The organism is Tenacibaculum aquaeponti (genome assembly GCF_052084715.1).
Classification (GTDB): Bacteria; Bacteroidota; Bacteroidia; order Flavobacteriales; family Flavobacteriaceae; genus Polaribacter.
Window position 1 is genome coordinate 2,203,728 of record NZ_CP197288.1, and the last position, 19,337, is coordinate 2,223,064.

Below are 19,337 nucleotides of genomic sequence, written 5' to 3' on the forward strand. Positions count from 1 at the left end.
TTGCCGCTTTATAAAGAGTTCGATTTAATGAAGGATAAGAGAATTTTATACGTTTCTTCGGAAGTAATTCCGTATTTGCCAGAAACAGAATTATCATCTACGGCGTTTAATGTTGCTAAATATGCACATTCTAAGGGGGTTCAAACGCGAATTTTCATGCCTCGTTTTGGGGTAATCAATGAAAGAAGACACCAACTACACGAAGTAATTCGTTTATCAGGTATGAATCTTATTATCGATGATATGGACATGCCATTAATCATAAAAGTAGCTTCTATTCCTAAAGAAAGAATGCAAGTATACTTCATTGACAATGATGAATATTTCAAACGTAAAGCTATTTATACTGATGAAGATGATAAATTGTTCGATGATAATGACGAAAGAATGATTTTCTTTGCTAAAGGTGTTGTTGAAACTGTAAAAAAATTAAATTGGGCTCCAGATATTATCCATGTTCATGGATGGATGGCCTCTTTATTACCTCTTTATTTAAAAGAATTTTATAGAGAAGAACCTTTATTTAATGAAAGTAAAATTGTTACTTCTTTATACAGTAATGAATTCCCTGGAGAATTAAACAATAAACTTATTGATAAAGTAAAGTTTGATAAAATTGATAACGATACAGTATCTCATCTTCAAATTCCTAATCAAGAAAACATTTTAAGAAATGCTATTTTAAATTCAGACGCTATTATTAAAGGTAGCTCTGATTTTTCTGAAGATTTAGAGCAATTCATATCTGAAAGTGGCGTTACTGTTCTTGATCATCAACCTGAAGAGTATTTAACCGAGGCTTATTTAGATTTTTACAAAGAAAATGTATTAGAGCTTCAAGATTCTTAATTTATCAAATTTAAATAATGAAAAAGATTTCATATATATCTCTAGCTTTAATAAGCTTTTTATTAGTAATGTCTTGTGAAAAAGATTTTAGAGAAATCGGAGGAAGTGTTATTAGTAATAACGAATTCAGCACAGATAAAATTACTCTTGAAGTAGAAATTACACCAGTAGATATTAATTCTGTAAGAGCTGATAATATCTCAATAGGATCTTTAGGAGAGTATTGGCTTGGTGTTTATAACAATAGTGATTATAAATCTATTAATTCATCTTTCGTAAGTCAATTAAGTGTTTCTACACCTAACCCTAAAACAGTAGATGTTCAAAGTGCTGTTGATGTAGATGATGAATTCCCTTTAAGGAAAGTAGACTCTTTCTTTCAATTGGATAAAGTTGTTTTAAAGCTTCCATACACTGCAACAAACATCAGAACAAACTCTGATAATCTTCCTAAATTCAGATTAGATTCTGTCTTAGGTGATCCAACAAAAAAAATGCCTTTATCTGTAATCGTAAATGAGACATTTTTAAACACATTAAATCCAAGTAATCCTACAGAGACAAATAGTTTTCAATCAGATTACAACTATATAGGAACTGAAGTTTTAAATGAAGACTTAGGCTTTGAATTTACGCCTAATCCTAACGACACAATGTATGTTTTAACAAGGAATGTTAGTGATGTTATGGGTAATATTACTGGAACTTTTAATGACACAATAAAGTTAAATAACGGTAACCCTAGCAGTGCTCCTAACCCATTTTTAGTAGTTCCTTTAGATATAAACAAAATGAAAACAATGTTTTGGGATCGTTTTAGTGGCCCTGAATTTGAAAACTCTGTTGCTTTCAACAATTATTTCAAAGGCATTAAAGTTGAAACTAATGCTACAGAAGGAGCAATGGTTCCTTTCCAATTAACAGGAAACACAAACTCTGGTTCAGTTGAGTTTTATTACACTATAACTCGTTATGAGATTAAAGAAGGAGAAACAACCCTTAGTTTAAAAGATACTTTAACTAGGAACTATTCTTTCCCTTTAGATCGTGTAAGAAACAGTAAATACACAATGTCTCCAGTTCAAAACACGCCTCCAGCTAATAGTTTTAATATACAAGGTACAGCAGGAAGCATGGCTAGAATAAATATTCTAAATGGTAATGAACTTCAAAATTTAAAAGATCGAAACATTTTAGTTAATGACGCAACATTAACTTTTAACATAGACGCAACTCGAGATACTACTTCAGTTCCTTTACGCATGTTGTTATATAGAGAAACCTCAGAAGGTGATGAGCAAATTAAAGATGCAATAACTGAAGGACCTGTATTATTTGGAGGTACTTTACAAAAGGAAGATTCTAAACCTAGTCATTATTCGTTTGGAATAACTGATTATGTTTCTGATTTAATTTCTGGAGAGCTTCAAGAAAACTCACCTTTAGTATTACGAGTTTTCAATACACCTACTGATTTAGCTGTTGATCCTAACACAGGTATTCTTAGAAGTCTTAATATAGAAACTTACAACTGGAACCCTAGAGGAGTTACAATTTTAAATAACTCGACTAGTAACGGTGAGAAAAGAGCCAGATTAACGATTTCTTTTACTGAAGAAAAAGACAACAATTAATTAAAAAATTAAAAAATTATGTGTGGAATTACTGGTTACATAGGGGAACGAGATGCTTATCCTATAGTAATTAACGGACTTAAGAGACTTGAGTATAGAGGTTATGATAGTGCAGGAATAATGATGTACAATGGTTCGGAAATGAACCTATCTAAAACCAAAGGCAAGGTTTCTGACCTAGAAGTCATTACTAACAATGATGAATCTAGAAAAAAAGGTAAAATCGGTATTGGACACACAAGATGGGCAACTCATGGTGTTCCTAACGATATAAATTCACACCCTCATTTTTCTCAATCTGGAAACCTAGTAATTGTACACAACGGTATTATCGAAAATTATGATACCATAAAAAAAGAATTAACATCAAGAGGTTATGAATTTCAGAGTGATACAGATACTGAAGTTTTAGTTAACTTAATCGAGGAAGTAAAAAGAAAAGAAGGTTGTAAACTAGGTAAAGCTGTTCAATTAGCATTAACTAATGTTATTGGAGCATATGCCATTGCTGTTTTCGACAAAACCAAACCAAACGAATTAGTTGTAGCTCGTTTAGGTAGTCCAATAGCTATTGGTGTTGGAGAAAATAATGAAGAATTTTTTGTTGCTTCTGACGCCTCTCCTTTTATTGAATTTACTAAAGATGCTGTTTATCTAGAAGACGGAGAACTTGCAATTATAAAAAAAGGTAGAGGAATACGTGTTCGTAAAATCGACAATGACAAACCAGTTGATCCAAAGATTCAAGAATTGAAATTGAATTTAGATCAAATTGAAAAAGGAGGCTACGATCACTTCATGTTAAAAGAAATTTACGAACAGCCTAAAGCTATAACAGATACATTTAGAGGTAGAATGTTGGCGAATGAAGGCATCATAAAAATGGCTGGCGTAGATGATAATATTTCTAAATTCTTAAATGCGGATAGAATTATTATAATAGCATGTGGTACTTCTTGGCATGCAGGTTTAGTAGGTGAATATCTTCTTGAAGATATGGCAAGAATTCCAGTTGAAGTAGAATATGCTTCTGAATTCAGATATAGGAATCCGATTATCACTCCAAAAGATGTTGTTATTGCTATTTCTCAGTCTGGAGAAACAGCTGATACATTAGCAGCAATTAAACTTGCCAAATCTAAAGGAGCTTTCGTATTTGGAATTTGTAATGTTGTTGGTTCTTCAATAGCTAGAGAGACTCATGCTGGAGCTTATACTCATGCTGGGCCTGAAATAGGAGTTGCATCTACAAAAGCATTTACAACTCAGATTACACTTCTTTCTTTAATTTCATTAAAGTTAGCTCAAGCGAAAGGAACTTTATCAAAAACTGCTGTAAACACATATTTACAAACAATGCAGCAGATTCCAAATCAAGTTGAAAAACTATTAAAAATAGATAAAGAGGTTCAAGAAATAGCATACCATTATAAAGATGCTACTAACTGTTTATACTTAGGAAGAGGATTTAATTTTCCCGTTGCTTTAGAAGGTGCGTTAAAACTTAAAGAAATTTCTTACATCCACGCAGAAGGTTATCCGGCAGCTGAAATGAAACATGGACCTATTGCTTTAATAGATGAAAACATGCCTGTTTTTGTAATTGCAACAAGAAAAGGTCACTACGAAAAAGTAGTTAGCAATATTCAGGAAATTAAATCGAGAAGCGGAAAAATTATAGCTATTGTTACCGAAGGAGATGAAACAGTTAAAGAAATAGCCGATCATGTAATTGAAATTCCAGAAACTGAGGAAGCTTTCACTCCATTATTAACGACAATTCCTTTTCAATTATTATCATATCATATTGCGGTAATGTTAGGAAAAAATGTCGATCAACCTAGAAACTTAGCAAAATCTGTTACAGTGGAGTAATAGAATAAAGAAATAAAACAAAAACCAGCTTTATCAGCTGGTTTTTTTATTCCTATTTTTTAGGTTACTTTTTTAAAAAACTTACATAAATTGGAAAATGATCTGAAAACCCTCCTTTATACCAAGGTCCTATATAAGTTCTAAAAGGACTTCCTTTATGTTTACCTTTATGAGTTTTTAACCATCTTTTATTAAATATTTTAGCTGCTATAAACTTGTGCTCTACTTCATCTTCTAACAAGTTATTAGAAACGATAATTTGATCGAATAAAAACCATTCTTTTTTATACGTCAGAGAACCTAATCCTTTAATGTGAAGATTAAACATTGGATTATAAAAATCTTCAGAAACTAAATAATCTTTAATACTTTCTGAAGATGGATTATCATTAAAATCACCCATAATAATAATTTTGGCTTGTTGATCTTCTTCTCTAATTTCACTTATAAGGTTTTGAACAACTTTTGCTGCTTTTATTCTTTTATGTCTAGTAATTTCTTCTCCTTCTCTTCTCGATGGCCAATGATTTACGATTATATGAATTAACTCACCATTCAAGAAACCAGAAACTAATAATACATCTCTTGTATGATCTCTCTCTCCATTCTCATCAATAAAATCAAATTGAATTTTCCTGCTATTTACAGGATCAAAAAATTGATCTCTGTAAAGCAAAGCTGTATCTATTCCACGTTCATCTTTTGATTCATAATGAACATATCTGTAGCCATATTCTAACAATTTTTTTTGATGGATTAAATCATTTAATACTTTAGTGTTTTCCACCTCAACTAAACCAACTATCGCTGGAGCTTCATTAGAAGAGTCTTTTCCAATTTGGGAAATTACATAGCTAATTTTTTGAAGTTTTTTAAAATATCGCTTGTTTGTCCATTTTCTTATTCCTGATGGCGTAAATTTATCATCATTAGTTAATGGATCATCTATTGTATCAAATAGATTTTCAACATTATAAAAAGCAATGTTAATGATTTTATCTCTACTGTAGTTCATTAGTATTGTTTGGTAAACGAAAAACGCAACCTTTTGGTTGCGCTTTTATTAAATTGTTTCTCCTAATTCTTTTAATTTAGAAGTATTTTCAGCAAGCATAAGCTCATCTATAATTTTTTGAATATCTCCATTTACAATATTTTGTAAATCGTAAAGTGTTAATCCGATTCTATGATCTGTAACACGACCTTGTGGATAATTATACGTTCTAATTTTAGCAGAACGATCACCAGAAGTTACCATAGAACCTCTTTTAGCTGCATCCTCAGCTTGTTTCTTTGCCAACTCTAAGTCATATAAACGAGAACGTAATACTTTAAATGCTTTTTCTTTGTTTTTATGCTGAGATTTCTGATCCTGACATTGTGCAACTAACCCTGTTGGAATATGCGTTAAACGAACTGCAGAATAAGTTGTATTCACAGATTGACCACCTGGACCAGAAGAACAGAAGAAATCAATACGAACATCTTTTGGATTAATTTCTACATCAAACTCTTCGGCTTCAGGGAAAACCATACAAGTTGCAGCAGAAGTATGAACTCTACCTTGAGTTTCTGTTTGAGGTACACGTTGAACTCGATGTACACCTGCTTCAAACTTTAAGGTACCATAAACATCTTCTCCAGAAACTTCAAATTGAATTTCTTTAAATCCACCATTTGTTCCTTCGCTGTAATCCACTATGGAAACATTCCATCCTTTACCTTCACAATACTTAGAATACATTCTAAATAAATCTCCAGCAAAAATACTAGCTTCGTCACCTCCAGTTCCAGCACGTAATTCAACTACAGCATTTTTACTATCTTCAGGATCTTTAGGAATTAATAAAAACTTAATTTCCTCTTCTAAAGTTGGAATTCTTCCTTTAGCTTCATCCATCTCCATTTTAGCCATTTCAACCATTTCTGCATCACTTCCATCTGCAATGATTTCTTTAGCTTCATCTATATTGTTTAAAAGCGTTTGATATTCGTCTGCTTTTTTTACAACTTTACCTAAATCTTTATATTCCTTATTTAGCTGAACGTAACGCTTTTGATCAGAAATAATATCCGGTTGAATGATTAAATCTGATACCTCATCGAAACGTTGTTTAACAATCTGTAATTTATCTAGCATTATTCTTTTCGTTGGTGTGCGAATTTACGACTTTTCTTTAAATTTGTTATACTGGAAATCAGCCTATGACCAAAAATATTTGATATGAAACAGTTCTTTTTTATTTTATCTCTTGTATTAATCATCTCTTGTAAGCAAGAAGTTACTAATCCAGACTTTCTGATAGGAAAGTGGAAACGCATTAATAACGAAGGCTCTAAAGAAACTTTTGAAATATGGAATCAAAATTTTAATGGAATTGGATATTCTCTTCAAGAAAAAGATACTGTTTTTAAAGAAATTTTATCAATCGTTGAATTTAAGGGAAATAAATACTTACAAGTAACAGGTGTAAATCAAAATCCAACATTATTTGAAATGACTGAACTAACTAAAAACTCATTTACTTGTACAAATCCAAGTAATGAATTTCCTAAAGTAATTTCCTATTGGTTAGAAGGCAAACAATTAAAAGCTAAAGTTGCTAATGATGATTTTGCTATTGATTTTGTTTTTGATAAAATAAAATAGTTTTAACTCTTTATCAATAAAACAATACCTGAAATAAAAAGCAAACTTAAAACCATATTCTTCATAGCCTTTTCATTAAGTTTAGAATAAAGTTTCTTACCTAAGAATGTTGCTAATAAAAAGACAGGAATAGCAAGTAGCGAATCATAAACATGATTCACAGTAAGTATATCTTGTACAAATAGAATAGGAACTCTGGTAATTGTAATTAAAGCTAAAACACCGATCATTGTAGCTCTAAAAACTTTCATATCTACAACAGCATTTTTTACAACCATAACATACAAGGGTCCTCCTGTAGAAAACAACCCAGAGAAAAAACCACCAAACAAACCAAACACAAAACCAAGTTTAGGGTTTTTAACTCCTTCTTTTTTTATCTGAAATGTAGTATAAATAACATACAATAAAATAAAAACACCGAGCATTTTTTTAAGAATAAAAGGCTTTCCGAATTGTAAAACCCAAATACCTATAGCTACGCCTATAATTGTAGCTAAAAGTAATTTAAGAATTACTGATTTATCTATATTCTCCCATTCTTTAGAAACTAAAATAATACTAGAATACAAATAGAATAAAGCTAAATAAGCAATTGCATCTTGCAAACTCATACCTATTAATAAAATTGGCAAAGCGACTAATGCTCCCGCAAACCCTACTACTGTTTGAATAAAAAAACCCAGAAAGATTGCCAATATTAATATTAAAAACACACTTAAAACCACAGTAAAAAAACTAATAAAATTTTGAATCAAAATTAAAAACCTATTTTTTTAGTAGGAAATTAATTCTATTGTGTTTTATTAATTTTAAAGTTGAATTCATCTTTTTAAACAAAAAAAACAAACGATTCAATGGTTATTAAAAATGACTTTTCAATATTTAAAGAATTTAGAAAACAACCAAATAATAAAAAACGTATTACTGAAATAGATTTTTACAAAATTAAGCACGAAATAGAAACATTTTATTATATATAAGATTGCATAGCAGAAGATTGAAAATTTTGATGAATAACTCTCTTCAATTTTCAGAAATGAATAAAAAACAACACTTAAAGTAATAATAGTTTATAATTAAGGGTTTATTGACAACTTTTTACATTTCTTTTACAATCGTTTGACAGTTTTAACGGGATACCGAAATAGTTTTACTCAGAATTTTAAAAATTAAATCAATGAGAAAAATTATTATTCTATTTGTTTGTGTTTTATTTAGTACAATAACTAAAAGTATAGCTCAAGAAAAATTAACTATAAACACAGAACAAAGTACAATTAAGTGGACTGGAGAACTTACATTTCATTTTGGAAAACACGATGGTTTTATAAAATTTAAAGAAGGCTTTTTTATAAAAAAAGGAGATAAAATTACTGGAGGTGAATTTATTATTGATATGAATTCAATGACTAATAATGATATTAAAGAACAAGAAGGAAAAGATAATTTGATTGATCATTTAAAAGATCCTGATTTTTTTGATGTGAAGAAATTCCCATTAACAAGTTTAGTAATTACTAAAGTTGAGTATTCAGAAAAAAGCAAGGCTAGAATTGAAGCAAAATTAACACTTAAAGGAATTACAAAACCAATTAATTTCAGAGCAAATTTTGATTTTGATAAAAAAGAAATGAATACACGTTTTAAGATAGATCGAAGAAAATGGAATGTAAATTACACCAGCAAAGTAAAAGATTATGCTATTTCTGATGCTTTAGCATTTGAAGTTAGCATAAAATTATAATTATGAGAAAGACAATATTAACTTTATTATTCTTACTTCAAATTTCACTTCTTTTTCCTCAAAAGAAAGAGCAATTAAAAATTTTTGAAAACAAGAAAAATTGGAAAACAGAAATTATTGAATTCCCTATTAATTGGGCTCCAAAAGTAAAACTTACTGGATTTGAAGAACTCATTTTTACACCAAATTGGTCGGATCCAAAAAATGATGAATTTTGGTCTTTAATAATGGGGTGGAAAATTGATTCTGAAAAAACAATTTCTTTAAAGGAAATAGAAAATAACTTTAAAAATTATTTTGATGGAGTAATGAAACCAAATCATTGGTCTAAAAATTTTCCTCAGCCTAAAGTTATCTTTCAAAATAAAGGCAATGGTTTTTTTGGAACAATGACTTTTTTTGATGGTTTTCATACCGGTAAAATGACTACAGTAAATATTCAAGGAAAACAGTTCTTCGACAAATTATTTAAAGAATCTATTATTACTTTTTACATATCTCCAAAAGATTATAATAATCCTATATGGAATAGTTTAAAAGAAATTGAAACTAAACAGAATTATACATCCATTTTTAAACTTGATACTTCATGGGGAAAAGAAGTTTTTCCTTTTCCTATTCCTTTTGCAAAAAATATAAACTATGAAGGAATAGCAGAAGTTAGGTTTCCTCCTGAAGGATGGAGAAATCCAAAACACTCGAATTTTTGGTCTTATGTTTATGCTTGGAGTATTAACTTAGACAGAAAAATTACCGAAAAAGAATTAGCTATAAATTTACAGAAATACTTTGATGGATTAAATCACATAGAAAACAATAAACATTTAAAAAAATATAAAGCTTCAGCTAAAATTCAAAAAAACAAAATAATTGGTGAAACTACTATATACATAGGAGAAATTAATACTTATGATAGATTTGCAACCAACACTACATTAAAGTTAAATGTAATTGTAGAAAGTAATTACTGTAAAAAGAATAAAAAGAATTTTCTTCTTTTCAAATTTTCACCAAAAGACTATAACCACAAAACATGGATTATACTAAAAAGTATAAATCTAGTCAAAGGTTTGTGTAATTAGATTTCCTAAACACTTCATCAGTCATAACTTGATAACAAAAAACTCACTATAAAAGTGAGTTTTTTTTTATTTACACAGGCCACCACAAAACACATAATTACCTATTTATGAGTATATAAAAACTCCATTTTCTAAATAATTTTATTCCAAACTAAATTCTATTTGATCAAACTAAGAAAGTAAAAAAATAAATTAAACTTTAAAAAATGGAAGTAGAAATAACCACACAGAACTACAATGAAAAGGTTGAAGCTATTAATAATACTTTTGAATTCTTTTATCCTGGACAGCAAAAACCAGAAATTAATCGCCATTCTTTACGAGTTGCAACTCTTTTAATGTATCAAGGATTTGAAAAATCTAAAAAATATGCAGTAGCTGTAGCATTAATCAAACATATTCCAAAATTACAACGTAGTAACCCAATAAGCTGGTTAGCAAAATTACCTTGGTCTATTATTAAAGAAGAGCATAGAGCACACAATAAAATCTACAACTTAGTAAGAGATGTTATAGCTAGAGATCCTGAATATTATCAACTTTACTTAAACCTTATTAATAAAGATTATTCTGATACTGAAAAAATACTTTCTAAATATAAAGATTTAATAGGGTAAGTAATTCTATTAAATATAAAAAAACGAATAAAATGACTTTTGAAAAAATCAATAAAACTATAATAGATCAAAAAGATAATTTACGTGTTTCAGCGGTACTGAAAGAAAATGTTGAAACTGCAGACATGATAAAAGAAATTGGTAATATTTACAAAATTATAAGACCTATTTTAATAGCAATTCAAGCTATGCCAATTATTCCAAAAGAATGGATTTCAGGTTTAAAAACCTTTACAGGTCTGTTAGATGGTATAACAGGTATTATTAATCAAAACAACATAAACAACTTTGAATCCAGTAAAGTTCATCGTGAAAAAATAAGAGGTAAAGATCAAGGATGGAGAAGCACAGGTATTGAAATGAAAGAAGGAGAAACTGCTTACATTACTGCTACTGGTATTATCTCTTTTGGCCCTTTTGGAAGTTGGCCTTTTAGTCCTGAAGGAGAAGATAATTCTGTTGCTGATGGAAGTGCCCCTGCACCAGGAAAAGTTAAAAATAGTCTGGTGGCACAAGCAGGAAGTTTACCTCAATATATCGGGTCATCTGGTCAAATTACGGCAGCTACTGACACTGTTTTACAGTTAGCGAATAACGATCCTTGGTCTGGTGATAATGACGGTTTTTGGAATGTATCTATAAGAATTAAGTAAAAAAATAAATCCAGAGATAGTAACTATCTCTGGATAAAAATATTTTAATACTCAAAAGTTCCAAATTCACTTTTAATAGTAAGCTTCTTATTTTCTGAAGCTTCTACTCTACCAATAATTTGAGCATCTACATTGAAAGATTTCGAAATTTCGATAATTTCTTCGGCAACTTCAGGTTTAACGTAAAGCTCCATTCTATGTCCGCAGTTAAATACTTGATACATTTCTTTCCAATCTGTTTTTGATTGTTCTTGTATCAATTTAAATAATGGTGGAATTTCGAACATATTATCTTTTACAATATGAAGATGATCTACAAAGTGTAAAATTTTTGTTTGCGCTCCACCAGAACAATGAATCATTCCGTGAATTGAGTCTGATTTATATTTTGATAAAATTTCTTTTATAATTGGCGCATATGTTCTTGTTGGAGAAAGCACTAATTTACCAGCATCAATTGGTGAATTTTCAACTTCATCGGTAAGCTTAACATTTCCAGAATACACTAAATCAGAAGGCACAGCAGCATCAAAACTCTCTGGATATTTTTCAGCTAAATAATTATTGAAAACATCATGACGAGCAGAAGTTAATCCGTTACTCCCCATTCCTCCATTGTACTCCTTTTCATAAGACGCTTTTCCGAAAGAAGACAAACCAACAATTACATCTCCAGCTTGGATATTTGCATTATCAATTACATCTTCACGCTTCATACGAGCAGTTACAGTAGAATCTACGATAATTGTTCGTACTAAATCTCCAACATCAGCAGTTTCACCACCTGTTGAATGAATCGTTACTCCAAATTCTTTTAACTCAGCAATTAATTCTTCTGTTCCGTTTATAATTGCCGATAAAACTTCACCTGGAATTAAATTTTTATTTCTACCAATAGTAGAAGACAACATAATATTATCTGTAGCTCCAACACATAATAAATCATCGATATTCATGATTAAAGCATCTTGAGCAATACCTTTCCATACAGAAACATCTCCAGTTTCTTTCCAATACATATATGCTAATGACGACTTTGTTCCAGCACCATCTGCATGCATAATTAAACAATACTCATCATCGTTTGTTAAATAATCTGGTACGATTTTACAGAATGCTTTTGGAAATAAACCTTTATCAATATTCTTAATCGCATTATGCACATCTTCTTTAGATGCAGAAACACCTCTTTGTGCATATCTTTTAGAAACTTCTTGACTCATTATTTTGTGTTGTTGTTGGATGCAAAGTTAAATTATTGCAGCGAAATGCAAACTTAAATCAGATATTTATCTTGTAAATAAAAGTTCTCTATATTTTGTTAATGGCCATAAATTATCGTCAACTAACAACTCCAACCTATCTACATGGTAACGAATATCTTCTAAATATGGTTTTACTTTACCACAATAAGCTTCCGCATTTTTTTGTCCCGATAATCGATTTGCTTTTTTTCGCTGATTAGTCATCTCTTCAATCATTGAATTAATTTCAACAATATGATTGGATATTCTTTTAATTAAATCGATTTGTTCTGAAGCATACTTTTTATAATCTTGACCAAAAATCTCTTTTAATCCTTTTACATTTTCTATTAATGTATTTTGATACTGTATTACAGTTGGAATTACATGATTTCTAGAAATATCACCTAAAACTCTACTTTCTATTTGAATTAACTTAGCATATTCTTCCAACTCAATTTCATGACGTGCTTTTAATTCAACTCGATTCATAACCTTCATTTCTTCAAAAACAGCAATACTTTTTTCACTAATTTTAGCCTTTAAAGCTTCTGGTGTAGTTCTATGATTACTTAAACCTCTTTTCTTAGCTTCTTTCTCCCAAGCATCCCCATAGCCATCACCTTCAAATCGAATATCTTTTGAAGCTTTAATATATTCACGCAATACATTAAATACAGCTTCATCTTTTTTCAATCCTTTGCTATCTACCAGCTTATCAACTTCTACTTTAAAATCTTTAAGTTGTTTTGCAATAATTGTATTCAATACGGTCATTGGTCCAGCACAATTTGACCAAGAACCCACAGCTCTTAATTCAAATTTATTTCCAGTAAATGCGAATGGTGATGTTCTATTCCTATCTGTATTGTCCAATAAAATTTCTGGAATTTTACCGATAATATTAAGCTTCAAATCTGTTTTTTCCTTTGGAGAAAGTTTTCCTTTGGTTACGTTCTCCAATTCATCTAAAACCTGAGAAAGTTGAGAACCAATAAATACAGATATAATTGCTGGCGGCGCTTCATTTGCACCTAATCGATGATCGTTGCCTGCACTTGCGATCGATGCCCTAATTAACTCTTCATACTCATAAACTGCCTTAATTGTGTTTACAAAAAAAGTTAAAAACTGAAGGTTTTTCATTGGTGTTTTACCAGGACTCAACAAATTAACTCCTGTATTTGTACTTAAACTCCAGTTATTATGTTTTCCAGACCCATTAATTCCTTTAAAAGGTTTTTCATGAAACAAGACTTTAAAGTTATGTTTTTGAGAAACCTTTTTCATCAAATCCATTAATAATGAATTATGATCAACAGCTAGATTTGCTTCTTCAAAAATTGGCGCAACCTCAAACTGATTCGGCGCAACTTCATTATGCCTAGTCTTAACTGGAATTCCAAGTAACATACATTCTTGCTCTAAATCTCGCATGAAATTTAAAATACGAGTTGGAATTGAACCAAAATAATGATCGTCTAGTTGTTGTCCTTTTGCTGATGCATGACCTAGCAAAGTTCTCCCTGTCATCATAATATCAGGGCGAGAAGCTGCTAAAGCTTTATCAATTAAAAAATACTCCTGCTCCCAACCCAAAGTAGCAGAAACCTTAGTTACATTTTTATCAAAATATTTACAAACAGCAGTTGCAGCGTCATCAACAGCTTGCAACGCTCTTAATAAAGGTGTTTTATTATCTAAAGCCTCTCCTGTATAGGCAACAAAAACTGTTGGAATACATAAAGTTGTTTCATATATAAATGCTGGAGAAGTAGGATCCCAAGCTGTATAACCACGAGCTTCAAATGTATTTCGAATCCCTCCATGAGGAAAAGAAGAAGCGTCTGGTTCTTGCTGTACTAATTTTCCTCCATCAAATAACTCCATTGCATTTCCTCCTCCTACAGTTTCAAAAAAAGCGTCATGCTTTTCTGCTGTAGAACCTGTTAACGGTTGAAACCAATGCGTATAATGTGTCGCTCCTTTAGACAAAGCCCATTCTTTCATACTCACTGCTATTTGATCTGCAATTTTTCTATCAATTTTATATCCAAATTCTATAGCTTCACTTACACTCTTATAAGCTTCACTGGTCATATATTGTAACATCGATCTCTCATCGAATACAAATTCTGCATACAACTTAGAGCGTCTTTCCTTTTCCTCAACGAAAATAGGTTTTCTATTCATTGTTTCCTGTAGTGCATTAAATCTAATCGTAGCCATTATTAATAATTTTTAGCTAAATTAATATTAATACCCTAAAAAAATAGGGGTTAAATTATTTTTTTTAAAAAAAAACAATTTTTACCCCTAAAAAATTTGGGGGTACATTAAAAAATATACATTTTTGCATAATAAATAATTAACGTTATAAAAAATCATGGCTAAATCTAAGTTAGAATACATTTGGTTAGATGGATACTATCCAACTCAAAACATGCGAAGTAAGACTAAAGTTATTGAAGACTTTAGTGGTAAATTAGACGATTGTCCTGTTTGGTCTTTTGATGGATCATCTACAAAACAAGCTGAAGGAGGAGATTCTGATTGTTTATTAAAACCTGTAGCTATATATCCAGATCCAGCTCGTGATAATGGATATTTAGTAATGACAGAAGTTTTAAATGCAGATGGAACAGCTCATGATTCTAACGCAAGAGCAAACATTGATGATGATGATAATGATTTCTGGTTTGGATTTGAACAAGAATACTTTATCATGGACACTCACACTCAACTTCCTTTAGGTTTCCCTATCGGTGGTTACCCTGGACCTCAAGGAATGTATTATTGTTCTGTAGGAGGTAAAAACACCCATGGTCGTGATTTTGTAGAAGAACACGCCGATTTATGTATTGCTGCTGGATTAAACTTTGAAGGAATCAACCAAGAAGTTGCATCTGGTCAATGGGAATTCCAATTATTTGCTAAAGGAGCTAAAAAAGCTGGTGATGAAATTTGGGTTGCTCGTTATTTATTAGATAGATTAACTGAAAAGTATGGATATTATATTGAATACCACCCAAAACCTATTAAAGGAGACTGGAACGGTTCTGGTATGCACGCCAACTTCTCAAATACTTTATTAAGAACTTGCGGAAGTAAAGAAACTTATGAAAAGGTATGTGAAGCATTCAGACCAGTAGCAAAAGAACACATTGCTGTTTATGGAGAATATAACGACCAACGTTTAACAGGATTACACGAAACCGCTTCTATTAACGATTTTAGCTATGGTGTATCTGACAGAGGCGCTTCTATCCGTATTCCAATTATTACTGTAGAAAAAGGATGGAAAGGATGGTTAGAGGATCGTCGTCCAGCTTCTAATGCTGATCCATACAAAGTGGCAGGAAGAATTGTTGAGACAGTAAAAAATGCAAAAATTTAATTTTCTAAAAAAAATCCGTTAAACATAAAATTTAACGGATTTTTACTTTATTTCATCTTTTAATAAAGATACTGTAAAGCAACTATATCGTATTGGCCAAATTCTCCATTGTTATGAGGAAAACAAGCATTCATAATAGACCCTGGATCTCTTCCTGTTGGCGTCCCTGGAATATGAATAGCTCCTTCAGGATTCACAGGCTCTCCACTTTGACCACATGATTCTCTTGAAAACCAATCAACATGTCTAAGCCCAAAACAATGCCCTAACTCATGAGTCATTAACCCCTCAAGCAATTGATCGTCTCCATTTCTATTAGCACCCCCATTAATCATTACTCTTTTAAAAGGCTCTCCTCCAGACGGGAATCCCGCGCTTCCTCTAACTCCATCTTGAGGAATTACCGAACTATTCGTTTGAGTGTACACAACAATATCGTTACTACTGAAGTTAGTAGAAAAAACTAATTCAAGTCGAAAACCTAAGTTTATATTATTGTAATTTGCAACAGCATACTGTAACCCCCTTCTAGCTACCGAACCTAAACCAAAACTATTATTTCCATTGTATCCAACTACTCGAATAACCCTAGGAGTACTAACTAAATTATAAGTATGATATTGCCTTGCTGACACGCCCTCATCATTATGAATTTTCATATCCATAATTTGATCATAAGTCATAGCAATATCTCCTTCTATAAAATAGTAATCATTTATAGAACCATCAATATCTTTCACCACCTTTTTTGTTACATCTTTATAATTAAGTTTTAATGCTTCTATTTTATCTAAAACTTTTTGCGAGACCTCTAAATTTTCTGGTCTCTCTTCTATAACCTCTTTTTCACAAGAGAACAAAATTGCGATAAAAACAATAAATAATAGTTTAAGTGAATTTTTCATAATATTACATTAATTAAATTGTTAAAAAAATATTAAAAACGAATCTATACTAGTAATCATCAAATTCAAAACATCACTACACCATCAGTAAGAAATAATTCATTAACTGTAACTTTTAAGTGTTAAACCATTATTTTCCATAACTTTACAACCAAACCATTAAATAATAGTTTAAAAAAAATGAAATTAACAGTCATTTATTTAACATTATTTTTCATTTCTCAACAATTTTCACTGCATACTCAAAATAGATCTGCTATTAGAGATTCTCTAGATATTTCATTACTCAAAAAATTAGAATCTAACTATACAAAAATTGAAGTTATTGACTCTTTTCTACAAATAACAAATCAAATCGACAAAAACATAAAAAATGAAAACCATCTAATCGAATCTTACTTTTTTTTAGCTAAGAAATACAAACAAAATAAAGAATATTTAAAGTCTTTAATTTCATTTAATAAAGCTGAAGAAATACTTGCCCATAATAATTCTTATAAAAATAAATGGTCTTTTTACACGAATAAAGGACGTTTAATAAATGAATTACAAGAATATAGATTAGCTAGAGCTATCTTTAAAGACGCAGTACAGTATTTAGAACCCAATCAAATCTATAAAATAGCCACTTCTTATTTAAATATTTCTACAACTTTTGATTTTGAACACCACGACTCTTCTGCATATTACTCTAAGAAAGCTTATACTATTTTTAAAGATAACCCTGACTATACATCTCATTTTTTTGCCTCAGTTAACAACATAGCATACAGTTACATAAAACAAGGTTTGTATAAAAAAGCCGCCACTATTATAAATAAGAATATTAACATTAACAATATAGATTATAAAAAAACCTCAGAATATTTTGAATCTTACTTTTTTAACACTGTAGGAGAATTACATTATAAACAAAAAAACTATAATTCTGCTATCTTTTATTACAAGAAGTCAATTAATACAACAAGAAGGATAAACCCTACATCACATTTATTAAGCTTAAATGATTTAGCATCTATATATGAAATTAAAAAGAATTACAAAGAAGCACTAAAATACAGGAAAATAAAAGAAAAGTTTTTATTACAATTCGATAAAGACAACTTAAAAAAAGAAATTGCCAAACTTGAATATTACAAAGTATTAAATAAAAAAAATCAATTAATAAACTCACTAGAGAAAAAAAATGAATCTTCTTCGAGACAGATTCAAAACACTCAAAAATTAGCCTTCTCCATAGGTTTATTATGCTTAACATGTATTTTAATACTTTTGATTTTTTATCAAAAAAATCGTTTAAAGATTTCTTTATTAAATGAAGATATAACTCTAACCAGACTTAAATCTTTAAAATCAATGATGAATCCTCATTTCCTTTTTAACTCATTTAATACACTACAAGGACATATTCTTCATAAAAATGAACTTGAAGCCAGCTCTCATATGAGAGAATTATCTCATCTTATAAGAAAAATATTATCTAATTCCGAAAGTTTATACATCAATTTTGATGATGAAATTGAAATCATTAAAACCTATATAAATTTAGAAAATAAAAGATTTGACAAACAATTTAAGCTTATTATAACTATAGATCCTATTTTATCATTAACAAACCCCAAAATACCTTCTATGATTATACAACCTCATATAGAAAATGCTATTTTGCATGGACTTGGATCAAAAAAACAAAATCGCCTAGAGCTAACTTTTTCTTGCGATAAAAATCATATTATTTGTATTATTCAAGACAACGGTGTTGGAAGAAAAACTGTAAACAAAAAAGCACACAAACACGAATCTCATTTATCCATAAGTACCAAAAACACTAATGAACGTATAAAGCTTTTAAAAAAAATAGGTCACAAAGAAACTCAACTTCATATAGAAGATCTTTTTGACTCAAGCCAAAATCCACTAGGAACTAAAGTAACCATCAAACTCCCTATAATCCCTTCAACATGAAAAACCCAACAACCTGTGTTATTATAGATGACGAAAAATTAGCTCGCAAGACACTTAAACTATTATTAAAAACATATAAACCAAATATCACTGTTATTGGTGAAGCAAAAGACAAAAACTCCATCAATCAAGTATTAAACAACTTAAATCCAGATATTATTTTTTGCGACATTCAACTAGAAAAACAAACTATATTTGATTTACTTCCCAAGTATAAAGTTATTAACTCTAAAATTATTTTTATTTCTGCACATGAAGAATTTGCACTGAAAGGATATAAACATAACGCTATAGACTATTTACTTAAACCCTTAGACCCTGCAAAACTTTTTCAAGCTATTGATAAAACATTACAAATAATAGAAAAAGAGAAAAAACTTCAGGTTTTTAATAAATCTCCTCAAATAATTCTATCTGACAACAAAGGTTCTCATATTATAAAAATTAAAGAAATTATGTATTGCATTGCTAACGGCAATTACACTTCAATTTTTTTAAAAGATAATTCATCGATAATGGTATCCAAAAACCTTAAATTTTTTGAAGAAAAATTAAATTATTTAAGTTTTTTTAGACCTCATAAATCTAATCTAATAAACACTAATTACCTAAAACTTATAAGCAACGATAACGGTGGACATATTGTAATGGTTGACGGAAAAAAGCTTTCTATTTCAAGAGACAAAAAAAAATTACTACTAAATCAAATTTAGAATCTA

At 30.0% G+C, this 19,337-nt stretch carries 17 protein-coding genes; 11 read left to right on the forward strand and 6 right to left on the reverse strand.

What is annotated here, in order from left to right; translation table 11 throughout:
• The first annotated feature begins 27 nt into the window (after positions 1–27).
• Genes ACSIGC_RS09915 through glmS form a run of 3 tightly spaced genes read left to right on the forward strand, consistent with a single transcriptional unit; the run spans position 28 to position 4,358 of the window.
• Positions 28–849 carry a glycogen/starch synthase gene (locus ACSIGC_RS09915; protein WP_442267757.1) on the forward strand — a complete coding sequence of 274 codons (822 nt, stop codon included), beginning with the start codon at positions 28–30 and terminating at the stop codon, positions 847–849.
• Positions 850–866: 17 nt separating this feature from the next.
• A complete protein-coding gene (locus ACSIGC_RS09920) occupies positions 867–2,483 on the forward strand; it encodes a DUF4270 family protein (RefSeq protein WP_442264667.1) in 1,617 nt (538 codons plus the stop codon).
• Positions 2,484–2,501: 18 nt separating this feature from the next.
• Positions 2,502–4,358 (forward strand): glutamine--fructose-6-phosphate transaminase (isomerizing), encoded by a 1,857-nt coding sequence (gene glmS / locus ACSIGC_RS09925; RefSeq protein ID WP_442264668.1) that lies wholly within the window; start codon positions 2,502–2,504, stop codon positions 4,356–4,358.
• Between the two features lie 64 nt (positions 4,359–4,422).
• Here the strand turns inward: glmS and ACSIGC_RS09930 are convergent, their stop codons facing one another.
• Both ACSIGC_RS09930 and prfA read right to left on the reverse strand, forming a co-directional pair.
• On the reverse strand, positions 4,423–5,373 hold the full coding sequence (locus ACSIGC_RS09930; RefSeq protein WP_442264669.1) for an endonuclease/exonuclease/phosphatase family protein: 951 nt from the start codon (positions 5,371–5,373) through the stop codon (positions 4,423–4,425).
• A gap of 48 nt (positions 5,374–5,421) precedes the next feature.
• Positions 5,422–6,498 (reverse strand): peptide chain release factor 1, encoded by a 1,077-nt coding sequence (prfA, locus tag ACSIGC_RS09935; protein WP_442264670.1) that lies wholly within the window; start codon positions 6,496–6,498, stop codon positions 5,422–5,424.
• Between the two features lie 84 nt (positions 6,499–6,582).
• On the opposite strand from prfA, the gene ACSIGC_RS09940 reads away from it, so the two are divergent.
• The gene (locus tag ACSIGC_RS09940) at positions 6,583–7,008 is read left to right on the forward strand and encodes a DUF6265 family protein (protein ID WP_442264671.1); all 426 of its coding nucleotides are present in this window, start codon (positions 6,583–6,585) and stop codon (positions 7,006–7,008) included.
• Positions 7,009–7,010: 2 nt separating this feature from the next.
• On the opposite strand, the gene ACSIGC_RS09945 is transcribed toward ACSIGC_RS09940, so the two are convergent.
• On the reverse strand, positions 7,011–7,706 hold the full coding sequence (locus ACSIGC_RS09945) for a sulfite exporter TauE/SafE family protein (protein ID WP_442264672.1): 696 nt from the start codon (positions 7,704–7,706) through the stop codon (positions 7,011–7,013).
• Positions 7,707–8,188: 482 nt separating this feature from the next.
• Between ACSIGC_RS09945 and ACSIGC_RS09950 the strand changes: the two genes are divergently transcribed.
• The 4 genes from ACSIGC_RS09950 (at position 8,189) to ACSIGC_RS09965 (ending at position 11,107) form a co-directional block, all read left to right on the forward strand.
• A complete protein-coding gene (locus ACSIGC_RS09950; protein ID WP_442264673.1) occupies positions 8,189–8,755 on the forward strand; it encodes a YceI family protein in 567 nt (188 codons plus the stop codon).
• Between the two features lie 2 nt (positions 8,756–8,757).
• Entirely contained in the window at positions 8,758–9,837 is a 1,080-nt protein-coding gene (locus ACSIGC_RS09955) for a hypothetical protein (protein WP_442264674.1), read from the forward strand.
• Between the two features lie 206 nt (positions 9,838–10,043).
• Entirely contained in the window at positions 10,044–10,454 is a 411-nt protein-coding gene (locus ACSIGC_RS09960) for a hypothetical protein (protein ID WP_442264675.1), read from the forward strand.
• A gap of 32 nt (positions 10,455–10,486) precedes the next feature.
• Complete coding sequence (locus ACSIGC_RS09965; RefSeq protein WP_442264676.1) at positions 10,487–11,107, forward strand: hypothetical protein; 621 nt, start codon at positions 10,487–10,489, stop codon at positions 11,105–11,107.
• 44 nt (positions 11,108–11,151) lie between these two features.
• Here the strand turns inward: ACSIGC_RS09965 and ACSIGC_RS09970 are convergent, their stop codons facing one another.
• Positions 11,152–12,330 carry an AIR synthase related protein gene (locus ACSIGC_RS09970; protein WP_442264677.1) on the reverse strand — a complete coding sequence of 393 codons (1,179 nt, stop codon included), beginning with the start codon at positions 12,328–12,330 and terminating at the stop codon, positions 11,152–11,154.
• A 66-nt stretch (positions 12,331–12,396) separates the two neighbouring features.
• Positions 12,397–14,580 (reverse strand): glutamine synthetase III family protein, encoded by a 2,184-nt coding sequence (locus tag ACSIGC_RS09975; protein WP_442264678.1) that lies wholly within the window; start codon positions 14,578–14,580, stop codon positions 12,397–12,399.
• Between the two features lie 157 nt (positions 14,581–14,737).
• On the opposite strand from ACSIGC_RS09975, the gene ACSIGC_RS09980 reads away from it, so the two are divergent.
• The gene (locus ACSIGC_RS09980; protein ID WP_442264679.1) at positions 14,738–15,748 is read left to right on the forward strand and encodes a glutamine synthetase beta-grasp domain-containing protein; all 1,011 of its coding nucleotides are present in this window, start codon (positions 14,738–14,740) and stop codon (positions 15,746–15,748) included.
• 59 nt (positions 15,749–15,807) lie between these two features.
• On the opposite strand, the gene ACSIGC_RS09985 is transcribed toward ACSIGC_RS09980, so the two are convergent.
• Positions 15,808–16,653: a M57 family metalloprotease gene (locus ACSIGC_RS09985; protein WP_442264680.1), complete on the reverse strand. Its 846-nt coding sequence runs from the start codon at positions 16,651–16,653 to the stop codon at positions 15,808–15,810.
• 180 nt (positions 16,654–16,833) lie between these two features.
• On the opposite strand from ACSIGC_RS09985, the gene ACSIGC_RS09990 reads away from it, so the two are divergent.
• Positions 16,834–18,618, forward strand: a complete 1,785-nt coding sequence (locus ACSIGC_RS09990; RefSeq protein ID WP_442264681.1) for a tetratricopeptide repeat-containing sensor histidine kinase — start codon at positions 16,834–16,836, stop codon at positions 18,616–18,618.
• Positions 18,615–19,331, forward strand: a complete 717-nt coding sequence (locus ACSIGC_RS09995) for a LytR/AlgR family response regulator transcription factor (RefSeq protein WP_442264682.1) — start codon at positions 18,615–18,617, stop codon at positions 19,329–19,331. Before ACSIGC_RS09990 ends, ACSIGC_RS09995 begins: the two co-directional genes overlap by 4 nt.
• Positions 19,332–19,337: the final 6 nt, after the last annotated feature.